The sequence below is a fragment of the Piscinibacter sp. PDB5-1 genome (genome assembly GCF_056676035.1).
Map to the genome: position 1 here is coordinate 173,628 of NZ_JBWVZL010000003.1, position 14,385 is coordinate 188,012.

The window sequence follows — 14,385 nt, forward strand, 5'->3', positions numbered from 1 at the left end:
TTGCGTTCCATCTCGAACGTGTCATGGCCCATCGCATCACTTCCGCTTCGTCCCGTCCCCGCCTGCGCGCGGTATCCCTGGCTGCTTTCGCGCTGTGTGCCAGCGCAGCGGCTCCGCAGGCCTGGTCGCAATCCTCGTCCACGCTGCCGCCCGTCACGGTGAGCGGCCGCAGCGCGCCCACCGCCGACGTGGCCGGCTGGGGTGAACTGAGCTGGGTCGAGGCACCGTTCCAGACCAGCGTCGTCGCGCTCGACCAGATGCGCGCGCGCGGCGTGCAGCGCATCGCCGACCTGTCGCGCATCGACCCGTCGGTGAGCGATGCGTACAACTCGGTGGGCTACTGGGACTCGGTCACCGTGCGTGGCTTCGTCATCGACAACCGTTTCAACTACCGCCGCGACGGCCTGCCGATCAACGCCGAGACGTCCATCCCGCTCGACAACAAAGACCGCCTCGAAGTGCTCAAAGGCACAAGCGGCATGCAGTCGGGCACCAGTGCCCCGGGTGGCCTGGTCAACGTGGTCGTCAAGCGCCCGCTGACCGACCCGCTGCGCTTCGGCCAGGTGGCCTGGGGCGAACGTGGTTCGGTGCTCGCAGCCATCGACCTGAGCCAGCGCTTCGGTGAGCAAAAAGAATTCGGCCTGCGCCTGAACGCCGCGCACGAGCACCTGAACCCGAAGCTGCGCTCGGCGCGCGGCAGCCGCCACCTCGTGGCCGCTGCCGCCGACTGGCGCCTCGACAGCCGCACCACGGTCGAAGCCGAAGCCGAGATCAGCCGCCGCTCGCAGCCCAGCCAACCGGCGTTCAGCCTGCTCGGCAACAGCGTGCCCACGCCGGGCGATGCGCGCATCAACCTCAACAACCAGCAGTGGGCACAACCGGTCGGGATGGACGCGAACACCGCCTCGGTGCGGCTCACGCGCAAGCTCGACGCCTGGCGCTTCACCGCGCACGCGATGACGCAGCGCCTGCGCACCGACGACCGGCTGGCCTTCCCCTACGGCTGCACGGCCGAGAGCGCCTGGGACCGCTATTGCAGCGACGGCACCTACGACCTGTACGACTACCGCAGCGAGAACGAGCGCCGCCGCAGCGACGCCGTCGAACTGGCCGTGCACGGCGACCTGCGCACGGGCGACATCCGCCACCGCCTCTCGACCGGTGTGCTGTACCACCAGGCCCGCAACCGCTTCCAGAACCAGGCGTTCAACCAGACCTTCCGCTTCCCGGGCGAAGCCGTGCCGACCGGCATCGGCAATGTGAACGGCACCCTGCTTGCCTACGCCAACCCGACGGCCGACGACACCAGCACCAACCGCGACGAGCGCAGCACCGAGTTCTTCGTGCGCGATGTCCTGCAGTTCACCGAACGCCTGACCGGCTGGGTCGGCCTGCGACAGACCCGCCTGCACCGCGACAGCGTCGAGACCGACGGCAGCGAAGCCACCGACTACCGCCAGTCGATCACCACCCCGTGGCTGGCCGCGAGCTACCGCATCGGCGAGTCGCGCTCGCTGTACGCCAGCTGGGGCCAGGGTGCTGAGAGCGAAGTCACGCCCAACCTGCCGGGCTACGTCAACCCGGGCCAGGCCCTGCCGGCGCGCAAGAGCGAGCAGGTGGAGCTTGGCTACAAGACCAGCGGCCGCACGCTGAGCTGGGGCCTCGCGTGGTTCCAGATCGAGCAACCGACCTGGGGCCAAGACGGCAGCGGCGCGCTGGTCGAAGACGGCGACAAGCGTCACCGCGGCCTCGAAGCCACACTCGGCTGGCGCGCCGGCGCGTGGTCGCTGCAAGGCGGCCTGCAAGCACTGCACGCACGCCGCATCGGCGCAGGCATCGACCCCACCGAGAACGGCAAACGTCCGACCAACGTGCCGGCGCTGTCGCTCAAGCTGTTTGGCACGCACGCCTTGCAAGCGGTGCAAGGCCTCGAACTGCAAGCCGGTCTCGTCGCCGAGAGCGACCGCATGGTGCTGCCCGACAACAGCGTGCGCATCCCGGGCTATGGCCGTGTGGACCTCGGCGCGACCTTCGAGCAACGCCAGGACAACGGCACGCTCACTTGGCGCCTCGGTCTCGAGAACGCCTTCGACCGCCAAGCCTGGCGCGAGTCGCCCTACCAGTACGGCCACGCCTACCTGTACCCGCTGGCTCCGCGCACGCTGCGCATTTCGGTTGAAGCAAGTCTTTGATTCTTGAAAAAACACGCTATACTGCGAGGCTCTGTTCCTCGATAGCTCAGTCGGTAGAGCGCCGGACTGTTAATCCGTAGGTCCCTGGTTCGAGCCCAGGTCGGGGAGCCAAAAATCGAAAGCCTTAGCGAGAAATCGCTAAGGCATCTTCGAAATCACTTGGAACGAGGTTGCTGCCACGCAGCGCCTCGCGTCCTCCAGACGCCACTCAAGGTCACTCTGGAGGATGTCCAATGAAGCAGACGTTTGCTGCCCTCAGTTCGAAGGGCGGGGTCGGGAAGACCACAACACTCGCCAACATCGGCGGGTTGCTCGCCGACATGGGCGAGCGCGTTTTGATGGTGGATGCGGACATCCAGCCATCCCTCACCAAGTACTACGACCTGACCTACGAGGCGCCTCAAGGCCTCGTCGAGGTCATCACCCAGGGCACGGTGACGCCTCAGTGCATTTCGCGCACCTCCGTGCCGAACCTCGACGTCATCAAGTCCAACGACGGTGATGCCCAGCTGCAACACTGGCTGTACGGTCGCCCCGACCAGCGCACACGGCTGGCCACGGCCCTCAAGTCGCCGTACATCGACGATCACTACGACTACATCCTGATCGACACGCAAGGTGCCCTCGGCCCCCTGCAGACAGCTGCTGCGTTCGCGGCCGACATGCTGATCAGCCCCCTGCCCCCGGATACCCCCAGCATCCGCGAATTCCGCAGCGGCACGCTTCGCGCGCTTCAGCGCCTCGCACAAGACGCGTCCGAGCCGCGCGCCGACCTGGCGCCCATCCGTGCAGTGATCTGCAAGTTCGACTTCTCGCGCGATGCCAGGAACCTGCTGACCGACCTGGCCAGCGAGTTCGGAGAGGACGATCGCGTGAGCTTCATTTCCACGGTCATTCCACTGGCCGTCGCGTACCGCGAAGCCTTCTCGCTTCGCGTGCCGGTTCACCAGGTCAGCCGCACCGGCGGCGCTCGCAACCTGTCGGGCTACGAGGTGATGCACCGACTGGTATGGGATCTGGTCCCCAAGCTGTACGGGCACTTCGCGGGCCGCATGGTCGGCAATCCGGACGAAGTCTTCGGCACGGCCAACCGCTCGGGGGTGACGCAATGAGCCCTCCGAAGAAGCAACCAAGCGAGTTTGTCGGTCTGCCGTTGACCATCAGCACAGAGAGGGTGCTTCAGCACGAGGATCGCGCCGCCAACAAACAGCGGCGCGGGGTGCTCAATTTCAGCGCCCTGACCAAGCAGGAGCCTCCTGCTCAGCCCAGTGAGGCGACCAACCGGCCGTTGACCAAGCGCGAGCTTGAAGAACAGGTGCGCCGCGACAGCTACCGCGTCGGCGACCCCACGCCGACGAGCGTCGATCTGCGCAAGGCGGATCTGCCTGGCTTCATGCGTCTTGAAGCATCGGCGATAAAGACGTACGACCACAACCCGCGGATTTTCAAGAACGAGAAGCGCGAGGACATCAAGGCATCCCTGCTGGCACACGGCCACCAGGATGCCTTTGTCGTGACACGGCGTGGGCCGGGCGAGCCGTACATGCTCGCGGCCGGCTCGAACACGACGCTGGAGCTCGTGCAGGAGATCTACGCCGAAACCGGCGACGAGCGCTTTCGCTGGGTCGCGTGCATCTACCAGGAGTACCAGGACGACACCCGGCTGCTCGCCCAGCACCTCGGCGAGAACCTCAACCGCGGTGACATGAAGTTCTGGGAGCAGGCCAAGGGGATGCTGGAACTGGCTTCGCGGATCGAACAGCAGGAGATGGACTCCGGCCAGCGAACCAAGCCAATGAGCACACGTGAAATCGCTGCCGCGCTCACCAGTTTCGGTCTACGGGCGGACAAGACCACCGTTCCCATCTGGCAGTTCGCGCTTGAGCGGCTTGAACCTCTCGGGCCAGCCACCATCCTGCTAAAGCTGGGCGGTGTGCGGGACACTATCAAACCCCGCCTAACCCAACTGGCCCGCTTGGCCGAACTACTCGGCCTACCGGATGCCGAGTATTGGTCTGAGCTAGTTACACCCGCCCTTCGCGCCCATGGAGAGCAGGTGTTCGCCCAGGAAACGCCTGAGCTGGACCCGAAAGCGCTCGCTGATGACGTGCAGGCTGCTTTGTGCGCCCGCTTCGACGAGCAGCCTTCGGACGTCCGCAACATGCTTCAGGCCCTGAGCCTGAACGCCTACGCCTCGCTCGCCGAACTGCGTGCGCCGTCCCCCAATCTTCTGGCCGGCGGCACGCCACCGGACTTCCCGCCGATCGACGAGGACCCGGGCCCGGAGCCGCACGCGCAGTCGCCGCTGGCCCTGCCACCGTCACTGGTGCAGCCGCAATCGCGGGCGCCAAGCCCCCCTGCCCCCTCCGGCCGTGACGCGAGCGCACCGCGAGCCACCACGGGTGCCGCCGCCCATCAATCGCCCCCGGCACAACAACCGCTCCTGCCCACCGCCAGCGAGCCGGCCGGCGCCTCGGCCGTCGAGGCGCTGCACCAGGGTTTGCGAACGCTGGTTGACCTGGCGGGCCTCGCCGACACGCTTTGCCTGCAAGAGGCCATGCCGCTCGGCTTCTTCGTCGATCTGCCGGACCCTGCGCTCCACAGGCGCGTGCCCGTGCGCATGGACAGCGCCGAGGACTACCAGCGCCAGGCCAAGTCCATCGTCTGGTGGACGCTGAGCCTGCTCAGCGGCCAGTGGACCAACGGCGCCGGCGAACTCATCGACAAGTCCAGTCGCTTCTACATCCACTACACGCAAGACCAGTCTCACAGCCCGTTCGAGGGTCTGGACGTGGAGCCCCAGGAACCGGGCTACGCGGCCGCGCTGCTCGTGCGAGCTCAGCCCACGGCCGTGCAGCCGACCATGCAGGCCCTGCGTCGCGTGGAAGACCTGATCGGCTGGGTCTACCAGCAACACCCGGATCGCTGGGCCCTCATGACGCGCCTGCAGGCGTCTGACAGCCCGTACTGAACGAGGAAGCGACGCCATGCAGCTCGCCCCGTTCGGTCGTTTGTTCAAGGAATTACGCGCTGCATCCCAGCAGCGCGGGGAGCGCCGTTTGTCGGCGGGTTCAGCGGGGTCGGTCGCCCCACTGGATGCCATGTCATCGACCATCAGGAGGGACGGCATCAATGAATGCCCTGGAGCAACATCCGAACAACAACCACCACCGCAGCGGCCTCATGCGCAGCGCGGTGACGCTGGCGATGGACGATCCGCAGACGCGGATGTACCTGCTGACGCGGCTGGTGGCCAAGATCGAGTCGGGCGACGCCCTGCGCGAGCTGGTGCGTGCCGGCATGCAGAAGACCGCCATCGACCAGCTGCGCTCGATGTCGATGACCGACGCACTGCGCTTCACGCACAGCCCGTGCGGCCTGGCGCTGTCGATCGAGACAGGCGAGGTGGAAGGCCAGCTGCGCCGCGTCGAACTGGCCAGGCTCAAGCGCGAGCGGCTGGAGTACTTCATCCGCAACGGCGCGAGCCCGCGACTGCTCATGCATCTCTTCGCGGTGTCGCCGACCGAGGCGCGGCGCCTGCGCAAGCAGATCGCCCCCACGATCGCCACGGGCGGCCGCAGCCGCGAGCCGGGCATCGAGGAGCGGCACGCCATCGAGGAGGCGTGGGCCAAGCTCGCCGATCCGATGGACGAGGCCGAGCGCATCTGGCGGCTGCACCAGCACTTCCCAAAGATGTGGATTTCATCCTTGGAGATGGTGATCATGCCCCAGTCCCTCAAGCTCACCCCGCTGTCCGAGACGGGCGACTGAGCGGATGGGCCACGGCCCATTCGCAGCCGCCCAGCTCGCACGACCACGGGGTCGATCAACACTCGTTCCAGCGGAGAAGTTGATGTCCAACGTCTATTTCGATCCGATGAAGGCCCCCTGGGTGGCGCCGAACCTCCAGCCCACCGTGCGCGCGGCCTCGCCCAAGTCGGCGCCCGTGGGCGTCTCCAGCATCCGCTACTCGGTGGCCTTGCCCGCCGACTGGCTGACGGTGCCCTGGCCACCGCTGCCGAAGCCGCCAGCGGCTCCAGCGCCGGCGGCGGCGACCGCACCCAAGGCGCGCAAGCCGAAACCTAAGTCGAAGCCGCCAGTGCCAGAAGACGAACTGGCGGCTAGGCGTGCGGCCCGCCAGGCTCTGAAGGAGCAGCAGCGCGCCGCGCAGGACGCCTGGCGTCGCCGGGAACAAGCGGCCTACGCCTTCGCCGATGACCTCCTCATCGACTTGTCCCACCGCTCGCTCGCCATTCCCCTCCACGTGATCTCCGTGGTGCGCTCGCTCGTCGATGCCTCGGTGCTGCAAGCCGTTGCGCAGGCCTCGGGCCGGGCTCTTGCGGAGACGGGCTCGCCCTGGGCCTCCCGGCCGAGCGACAGGGACTGGCAGGAAGCCGCCGGCGTCTCGCTCGATGAATGGATGGGCGCCCGCCGGCGCCTGCGGGCGCTGGGACTGATCGACGAACGCACCCGGATCGACCCGGAGACGCGCAGCATCGTGCTGGAGTTCTCTTTCGACCCTGACGCGTGGCGCATGGAGCTTGAGACCCTGCGCACCGAAATCGTCGAGTCCCAGTTGGCCAACGGCGACAGCCTGCCCCCGCAGCCCCTGGCCGGCTGAGCGCATGTTCCGACCCAGACGCCCACCACCGCAGAAGCCCGGCATCGATTCCGGAGACCTGCGGCTCTTCGTCATCGGCAAGGCCGCCGATGCGTCGAGCCATCTGGTCGAGGCGGACGTTGCCTTTCCGGCAGCCGGACCTCTTCCCGAGTTGCCGCCCGAGGTGCACGCTCCCGCCGCACCGGATGCCGAGGCGGTCGAGGATGCGACTGTCAAGCCGGCCGGCACGCGACGCGGCCAGACCCAGCGCGCCGAGAGTCGTGAACCCAACCTCTATGGCATCTCGATTTCGGCCAAGCTCATGGGCGTCGTCGGCGACGCCGCCGCCGGCATCTTCCTGTCCCAGTTGATTTACTGGAGCCGGCGCACCGCCGACCTCGCCAAGAACGACGGCTGGCTGCAAAAGACCGCTGAGGAACTCCAGCTGGAGACCGGCATGTCGTGGAAGGTGCAAAAGCGTGCCCGGCAGATCCTGGTCTCGTCCGGCTGGCTGCAAGAGCGTCGGCTGACGATGCCCGCTCGTTTGGAATTCCGGCTGAATCTCGCTGCGCTGGGCACCGCCCTGGCCGAGCGCAGCGAGATGCAGCTGGCCGAGCCCCTCACATGGGAGCACCTGGCCCAGCAAGATTCCCCACTCGACCGCCTTCTTGGGCGGTCGTGGCTTTTTCATGGGGTGCTCACGCAGCGCATGTCGCTCACGGCGGCCGTGCTGGCCTCCCGGCTGGAGAGCCGTCCTCAGCTCAAGGGCACGACGCCGGGCCAGCAGTTGCATTGGGTGAGACTGCACCGCACCGAGTGGCAAGACGAAACCGGCCTCAGCCGCGACCAGTGGCAGACCGCCCGCAAGACCCTCAAGGAATTGAAGGTCGTCTTCGAGCGCGGCCACAACTTCCCTCGCCGCGTCGACCTGGCCAGCGATCCGCAACCGATGGCCGGGCTGCTGGCCGATTGCCGCCGGCGGGCAAAGGAAGCGGCCGAGGCCGCAGCCGCACTCCTTTATGAGCGGGAAAGGGAGAAACAGGCAGGTGGAAATGGGCGATGCCTTGATCGCCCTGCGGGCCAGTCGCCTGAATCGCCCGATCCTGCCTTTAATGATCGCCCGGTCCTGCCGGTAATGGTCTCCCTACCCCGCCTTTACTATTCAGATCTACAAATAACAAACAACAACTACTCCTTCGCGCACGCGAGGCTGACGGCACCGCTCGCCCAGATGTGGTTGTGGGGGTCGAATCCCTGGGGTCTGGAAAGGAATGCAGGCCCAGAGCGAACGGTCGAGCCGGCGTCGCCGAAGGTGGAGAGCGCGCTCGCTCACACGGCGGCGGCAGCCATCAACCCGATGGCCGACCTTCATTGGCCGAAGGCACTGAGGCAGTCCCCGCACGAGACGGGCATCGCGATGGCTCACCTCAAGGGTCTTGAGCACGCCGTCCAGCAGAGCATCCTCGACGAAGTGGTGTTCATCGAGCACCACGCCAAGCGCGAGGTGAAGAACCACCTGGGCCTGCTTCGAACGCTTTGCAACCTGGCCCGTGAGGGCAAGTTCGTCGCCGAGGGCGCGCACAAAGTCGCGCAGCTTCGGGCCGAGCGCTTGGCCTATGAAGCCCGCCAGCAGGCCGCAGCGCCCGCGCCGGCACCACAGCAGTTCGAGCGGGCTCCTGAGGACTCTGAGGGACGCAAGCGGGTCAAGGAAACGCTGGCCAAGTTCAAGCGGAGGGCCGTCGGATGACAAGCCTGCTCTCGGACGGGGTCCGCAACCAACGGGGTGACGCACACAGTTGTAACTGCCCCCACTGGGGGCAGTTACGTTCGGCTACGTTCTTGCCGCCATTGGTGGGACTGCTGCGTCAATCAAGCAAGCGATTGATCAGTGCAGCCCACCGTCGCACTAGTCCCGGCAAAACCTTCTGGAGAAACCCATGACACCCAAACAAATCCGCGCCCGCGGCGCCCGACTTCTCGTATTCGCGACGGTCTTGATTCTCACGCCGGTCGCCCTGGGAATTCTGATGAACAACGAAATCCCCGGTTCTCTCAATCCGCTTCTCGTAGTCGGCGGAATTTTGGGCAGCATCGCCGCAGGGTTTGGCCTTGTTTCCCTGATCTGGGCCGAATATTTTTCCGATTAACCGCGCAATCTATAAACATTCGAACCCAATTAAGTAAATCAATTGAGTCCGGGGCAAATTCAATTTAGGATAGGGAAAGGAGTATTAGCATGACCACGACACGCAAGAATCCACCACAGAAAGGAAAGCCGGTATTCCCGGTGAGCGCCACGTCGCCATTCAAGGATGGATACGACATCGAAGGCGAGCGTATTGCCTTGAAGGATTTCATCGACGCGGATGACCCCGATGAAATGGACCCGCGTTATTCGCGGTATGTCGAATTGGAAAAGCGCGAAGCGCAGTTGAAATCCATGCAGTCGGATTTCAAGGCGCGCGACGGCGCCGAGCAGGATGTCCCTTATCGCGAAGCCTCGAATGTCAAAACGCTGGGCAAACTCGCCGACGAGGGCGAGGATTCCATGCTGCTCCATACCCGGGAGGCTTCGCGCCTCTTCATCGGCCGCGCCGTAGCGCCAGGTCAGCAGGGTTATGGCCAAAGCGGCGGCAAGAAGGTGGGTGCCGCGCTGCGGGCGATCTGGTATTTGTCCGGGAACGACAATCCGTATGCAGACTTCGCGCTGGTTGAAGCGCATACCCGGATCAACGAAATCAAAGCCAGCCTGGAATCGGAAATCGATTCGATGGACGCGCTTTTGGAGAAGAAGCGCCAGCGTGGACTTTCGTATTCGATCGTTGCGGCAGTTCCCCCGGCCAAGGTCGAGCTCGGATTCAAATCGCCTTACGGTTATGCCGTGGTCGAGCTGATTTCCACCTTCGATTACTTCGTGCGCATGGTCAAAACCCTGGTCCGCAAAGACATGCTCTCGGACAAAGAGGGGTACACGGCGATCTACAACCAGTCCCACAAGGTGCGCAGCGCCTTCGAGCGGGTGATCTGGTTCCAGCGCTACCTGCTCAAGGAAGACCTGCGCGCGCTGTCCCGCATCGACTGGCTGCCGACTGCCGCAGAGGACGCCAAGAAGCGTGTGGCTGCCGCAGTGGGCATCTTCGGCAGCCTGCCGCGGGAAGTCTTCAACGGGACGGTGGCCCCGGCTCACTCGCGCCGCCAGCTGGATGTGTCCGCCGAGGAACTGCGCCTGCTGAACGCGGTGCCGCTGGTGTCGGAGGAAGACGAACTGCCTGCAGCAGCGGCCGAGGCGCTGGTTTGATGCTGCGCCAGCCTCTCACGGCCTACGCGCTGCGCCCGTGTGGTGCGCCGCGAAGCGGCCAGGGGTCGAAAGGGCTGCGCCTGCGGCGGGGATGGGGGTCGAAAGGGCCTCTAAGGCCCGCCTGGGGCAGATGTGTTCGGGTTGGGGTACTGGGCCAGAAGCGGATCTGACTGTGATGACGATGACGGCGGGAATGATGGTCAAACAAGTGATTGACCCTAAAGGGCCCTTAAAGGGTAAGGGCGGAGCCCTGGCGCAGTGGCGAAAGCAAGCCGAGGATCACCTGCAGGCCATCTACCGGGAGATGAACGACCTGGCGCAACAGACCCGCGATGTCGAAGGCCGGCGCTTCGGGCTGCAGGCCTACAAGCTGCGGGAGGCCGTGCAGTTGCGCTGGCGCTTCACAGCAGCTCAGCCGGACGCACCAGGCCGCCATGCAACCTGGGAACGTATCGAAGGATTCCTGCCGGAATGCAGCGCTGTCCTGGCGCAGTGGTATCGCGATATCAACGAGCTGGCGCTGGTTTTGAATCACCAGGAGCAGGTTGCCCGCTTCGAGCTCAAGACGATTTCTCGTCTGATCGATGGCCGTCCCAGAAGGCACCCGCATGAATACCGCGGTGACAAAGGACGTGGATTCGGCGGTGGACGGCCGCGGCAGCAGTAAAGCGCGAGTGTGAATATGATGGGGAAGAATTCGGCAGACGGACGGGCGAGAATTCTCGGCCGTGGGATTTCGCTGCTCTTGGTCTGCTGGAGTGCGGCTTCTCTGTTTCTGTGGCACTCGCCGAATCTGGCATTCGTTCTCTTGGTGGCGGCCATTCCCGCATTCACTTATCCGGCGGCCAGATTCATGTTGCAGAAGACAGATGACCAGAATCATGGAGATAACAAATCATGACTCTCTTGTGGATTAACTTCACCGTGGTGGTGGTGCTGTCAACGCTGACCCTATTTGCGCGGCTTGGTGAACGCAATACCCTCATGGTCACATCCGGTGGCGTTGCCATCGGATGCCTGAGTTACTTCTTGGTGGCCGAAGCCGATTTCGTTTCGCAATACTCACCATCCGCACCCGCCTGGCTGACGGTGAATCACTTCTTCTTGGCATTGGCATTTCTGGCGCTGGCAGTGTTTCTCTTTGCCAACTTCTGTGTCAGCGCGGACGAATAAACTTGGAGCTTCGTGATGACGAAAATCGCCATTTGGATTCGAACCTTCGGTTGCCGTGCGAGCCTGCCGATCCTCGTTTATGCGGGAGCGTCAGGATATGCAACGCATGCTGGATGGCTGACGGGAATCGGGCTGTGGATCGCCTCGGCAGTCCTGATCGCCTTGATCATGACGATTCCCTCGGCGCTGGCTTTTTCGCACATCGAGGAGGAAACCTTCATCGAGCGCCGGGCACGGGAAGCCAAACAAGCCCGGGCGCGACAAAAGCTTTTCGACGCAGCCGGCTGCACTGCTGAGCAGTATCTCGCCACCATTCCCGCGAGGGACATTCATCGCCGGATTGAGGTGGCTCACCAGTATGGCCTGGTGGCCTTCCCCGAAACCCGTGTTCGTACCTGAAATGAACCGCAAGCTTTGGCAGGAGCTTCCATGACCGATTCCCCTTTGATGGCGACAGAGCCCCACGGCCCGCTTCTCGGCGTTCCGGCTTGGCACTTCAACCGCAGCGTTCCTGAGCACTGGGTCTTTCGCATGGTGAGCCTCTGCCTGGAGTGGAGCGATCGGTCGATCCACCGCGTGCCGTTGCAGAACCGCTGGATCGACGAGGCTGATCTGCTGGTGGTCGGACTGGCGATGCGCGATGCGGAACTGCTGGCTCATGCCGGTCATGACATCCGGTCGGCGTGGGAGGTCGTGCTTTGGCCCGAGGCCATCGAAGGCATCCGCAAGCAGGTGTGCTGGGACCTCAGCGAAATGCGGCGCCGTGAGCGCGACCGCGAAGCCGGCGTCATCGACCTCTTCGACCAATACGACCCCACCCGCGCTTCCAGGCGGGCACGTGCGGCCGTCGGCCGCGCCAAGACACTGAATCGGGAGGGCGACGCCGAGGGCGCTCGCCAAAGTGCCGCCTACGCTGCCCTGCAGGGGCAGATCGCCGAAGCCCGGCGCGTGCATGACGAACGGGAGTTCACCGCAGGCATGAGTACGTGGATGTCTGGAGAGGCCCGGTGAACATCGACCGTGCGCGACCCAGCCACGTACCGACCATTGCGGACGGACGGTACGGCTCTGGCGGCCGACCCGTGCGCAGCATGGGGCTGCGCGAGGTGCAGAAAGCCCTGGACGATGCGCAGTGGCGCGAGTGGGTGCCAAGCCTTGATTTCGGGCCCGTGGACCCGCTGGAGCATTCGGCGGAACACGTGTGTCCGTGCCGCTGCGGCACGCAGCCGCGGCTCATCAGCTTCCTGACCGAAAGCGAGCGTGGCGACACCCGGCGCCGGCATCAGGTGCAGTGCCCTTCCTGCGGCACCCAGGGCACCGCAACGATCCACCAGTGGGCTGCAGTCGTCGAGTGGTGCCGGATGAGCTACGACGCGCGCTTTCTCGTCGCAGCCTTCCCCTTCTTCAACCTGGCCGGGCTGGAGCTGCCAGAGGCTCGCGCCCGGCTCACGTCGATCCGTCTGTTCATGGAGCTGCGCAAGCAAGAGGCCAAGAAGCGGCGATCGCTCGGCGAGCCGGGCGGCCGTCGCTACGCGGAGCGCATCGAGGCGTACCTCTCGTGGACGCTCGCCGGCGGCAGCTTGCTCCGCCAGCACGCCATTGCGCGTGCCCGTGAGGAAGAACAACGCGGCCGCATGCGAAGGGATGTGGCTTGAAGCTGCCGATCACGCAGTTCGGCCTGGCTGCCCTGCCCTTTGTGGCCGCAGGCGCTGCGCATGCAGTGCCGGATCTGCCGTCGATCGCATTGGCGAGCGCAACGGTTGTTGGCCTGGTCGTCCTCGGCGCGGTGACTGTGGTGGTCGCCTGGTGGCGCTGGAGCGTGCAGGAGCACGCGCTGGCCACCTTCGTACCCATCTGGGAGCTGCGCCGCCTGGTGGCCGTGCTCCCGGCGCACGAACGCAATCAAATCCTGCTTCGCGGCTCGCTCACGCGCCGCGATTGGCAAGAACTCAGGAACCGGCTCCAGGCCGCTTCCCACAACGACCTGGGCGCAATGACCCCCCGGCGTACACACGGGCTCATGGACACCTTCGAAACGGGAGATCGACAGAGAAGGAACTGACATGTCCATGAACGTTGAACTCATCGGCAACTTGACTGGTGACCCTGAAACCAAGACCGTCACGGTCGATGGCAAGCCGCGCACGCTCGTCGAGATCCGCGTGTTCTCCGACGTCTACTACCAAGATGCCGATGGCAACCCGGTGCAAGACGACGAGAAGTGCACCGGCGTCGATGTGACGATCTGGAACGAGCGGCTCGGCGAGCGCGTGGCTCAATTCATGCGCAAGGGCTGCCGCGTGCGCGTCGAAGGCGACCTGGTGCTGCGTCGCTACAAGGACCGCGAGACGAACGAGTCGCGCGCTGCGCTGCAGGTGACTGCCGACCGCGTTGACCTGGTGCTCTCGCGCATCGACGAGATCCGCTTCACGCCCAGCCGCAGCCAGCGCGAAGAGCGCACCCCCGAGCCGGCTTGATCCCATGGAACGGCCACCCGGGCGCAGCGCGCGCTCGGGGCGCAGCCGTGCCCGCAGGACACAGGTTCGATCGGACACACAACAAAGGATGTCGTCATGACCCTTCACATAGACCTTCACCAGGCCCCGCCGACCAAGGAACAGCTGGACGCGGCATTCGAGGCCGCACGAGAACTCGACGAAGCCATCGCACGGTGCTCGCGGCGCGACTTCGGGCTTGCGATGCTATTTGCAGCGGCGTTCGTCGGTCATTTCATCGTTGCCCTGGCCTTCGACCTCAACGAAGCGACCGCCAAGGTGATGTTCGCGACGGTGCTTGCTTCACTTGTGCTTGCCTTGGTGTTCTTCATCAAGTCTGATCCGAACCACGCACCGACTTCGCACCTCTACGAAGCGCTGCCGCAGTGGAAGTCCACAGCCCTTGTGGAGTGCTGTGCGCGCGATCGCCTGGTGGACGACTACAGGCTGAAGGTTGTTGCTCAAGGCCGGGCGCTCACCGTTCTTGAGTTCGAAACCATCTTGCGATGGGATGACACCCGCGAGCAGCGGCGGATGGCTGCGCTGGCAGCGAACCCAGAGCCCATCACGGACAAGACCCTCAAACCTGCCGATGCAGCCTTGCCGTCGCACGGCTGAGGCCGCAAA

At 64.9% G+C, this 14,385-nt stretch carries 16 protein-coding genes and 1 tRNA gene; all 17 read left to right on the top strand.

The window, feature by feature from the left end; translation table 11 throughout:
* The first annotated feature begins 23 nt into the window (after nt 1-23).
* The 17 genes from AC1KAT_RS13610 to AC1KAT_RS13690 all read left to right on the top strand — a co-directional run bounded on the left by AC1KAT_RS13610 (nt 24) and on the right by AC1KAT_RS13690 (nt 14,376).
* Nucleotides 24-2,192 (top strand): TonB-dependent siderophore receptor, encoded by a 2,169-nt coding sequence (locus AC1KAT_RS13610; protein WP_480326800.1) that lies wholly within the window; start codon nt 24-26, stop codon nt 2,190-2,192.
* A gap of 35 nt (nt 2,193-2,227) precedes the next feature.
* Nucleotides 2,228-2,303: transfer RNA gene (locus AC1KAT_RS13615), tRNA-Asn, on the top strand.
* A 122-nt stretch (nt 2,304-2,425) separates the two neighbouring features.
* Nucleotides 2,426-3,304: a ParA family protein gene (locus tag AC1KAT_RS13620; RefSeq protein WP_480326801.1), complete on the top strand. Its 879-nt coding sequence runs from the start codon at nt 2,426-2,428 to the stop codon at nt 3,302-3,304.
* A complete protein-coding gene (locus tag AC1KAT_RS13625) occupies nt 3,301-5,163 on the top strand; it encodes a hypothetical protein (RefSeq protein ID WP_480326803.1) in 1,863 nt (620 codons plus the stop codon). Before AC1KAT_RS13620 ends, AC1KAT_RS13625 begins: the two co-directional genes overlap by 4 nt.
* Nucleotides 5,164-5,324: 161 nt before the next feature.
* Nucleotides 5,325-5,963, top strand: coding sequence for an STY4526/YPO1902 family pathogenicity island replication protein (locus AC1KAT_RS13630; protein ID WP_480326805.1), 639 nt, complete (start codon nt 5,325-5,327; stop codon nt 5,961-5,963).
* An 82-nt stretch (nt 5,964-6,045) separates the two neighbouring features.
* Nucleotides 6,046-6,813, top strand: a complete 768-nt coding sequence (locus tag AC1KAT_RS13635; RefSeq protein ID WP_480326807.1) for a hypothetical protein — start codon at nt 6,046-6,048, stop codon at nt 6,811-6,813.
* Nucleotides 6,814-6,817: 4 nt separating this feature from the next.
* Complete coding sequence (locus AC1KAT_RS13640) at nt 6,818-8,539, top strand: hypothetical protein (protein WP_480326808.1); 1,722 nt, start codon at nt 6,818-6,820, stop codon at nt 8,537-8,539.
* A 190-nt stretch (nt 8,540-8,729) separates the two neighbouring features.
* The gene (locus tag AC1KAT_RS13645; protein WP_480326810.1) at nt 8,730-8,939 is read left to right on the top strand and encodes a hypothetical protein; all 210 of its coding nucleotides are present in this window, start codon (nt 8,730-8,732) and stop codon (nt 8,937-8,939) included.
* Between the two features lie 89 nt (nt 8,940-9,028).
* A complete protein-coding gene (locus AC1KAT_RS13650; protein WP_480326812.1) occupies nt 9,029-10,090 on the top strand; it encodes a PFL_4669 family integrating conjugative element protein in 1,062 nt (353 codons plus the stop codon).
* Between the two features lie 175 nt (nt 10,091-10,265).
* On the top strand, nt 10,266-10,757 hold the full coding sequence (locus AC1KAT_RS13655) for a hypothetical protein (protein WP_480326814.1): 492 nt from the start codon (nt 10,266-10,268) through the stop codon (nt 10,755-10,757).
* A 230-nt stretch (nt 10,758-10,987) separates the two neighbouring features.
* Nucleotides 10,988-11,263, top strand: coding sequence for a hypothetical protein (locus AC1KAT_RS13660; protein ID WP_480326816.1), 276 nt, complete (start codon nt 10,988-10,990; stop codon nt 11,261-11,263).
* 15 nt (nt 11,264-11,278) lie between these two features.
* Complete coding sequence (locus AC1KAT_RS13665; RefSeq protein ID WP_480326818.1) at nt 11,279-11,662, top strand: hypothetical protein; 384 nt, start codon at nt 11,279-11,281, stop codon at nt 11,660-11,662.
* A 30-nt stretch (nt 11,663-11,692) separates the two neighbouring features.
* Nucleotides 11,693-12,274 (top strand): hypothetical protein, encoded by a 582-nt coding sequence (locus tag AC1KAT_RS13670; protein WP_480326820.1) that lies wholly within the window; start codon nt 11,693-11,695, stop codon nt 12,272-12,274.
* Nucleotides 12,271-12,918 (top strand): hypothetical protein, encoded by a 648-nt coding sequence (locus AC1KAT_RS13675; protein ID WP_480326822.1) that lies wholly within the window; start codon nt 12,271-12,273, stop codon nt 12,916-12,918. Before AC1KAT_RS13670 ends, AC1KAT_RS13675 begins: the two co-directional genes overlap by 4 nt.
* Nucleotides 12,915-13,325, top strand: a complete 411-nt coding sequence (locus AC1KAT_RS13680) for a hypothetical protein (RefSeq protein ID WP_480326824.1) — start codon at nt 12,915-12,917, stop codon at nt 13,323-13,325. Before AC1KAT_RS13675 ends, AC1KAT_RS13680 begins: the two co-directional genes overlap by 4 nt.
* Before the next feature lies 1 nt (nt 13,326).
* Nucleotides 13,327-13,740 (top strand): single-stranded DNA-binding protein, encoded by a 414-nt coding sequence (locus AC1KAT_RS13685; protein WP_480326826.1) that lies wholly within the window; start codon nt 13,327-13,329, stop codon nt 13,738-13,740.
* A 96-nt stretch (nt 13,741-13,836) separates the two neighbouring features.
* Entirely contained in the window at nt 13,837-14,376 is a 540-nt protein-coding gene (locus AC1KAT_RS13690) for a hypothetical protein (protein ID WP_480326828.1), read from the top strand.
* Nucleotides 14,377-14,385: the final 9 nt, after the last annotated feature.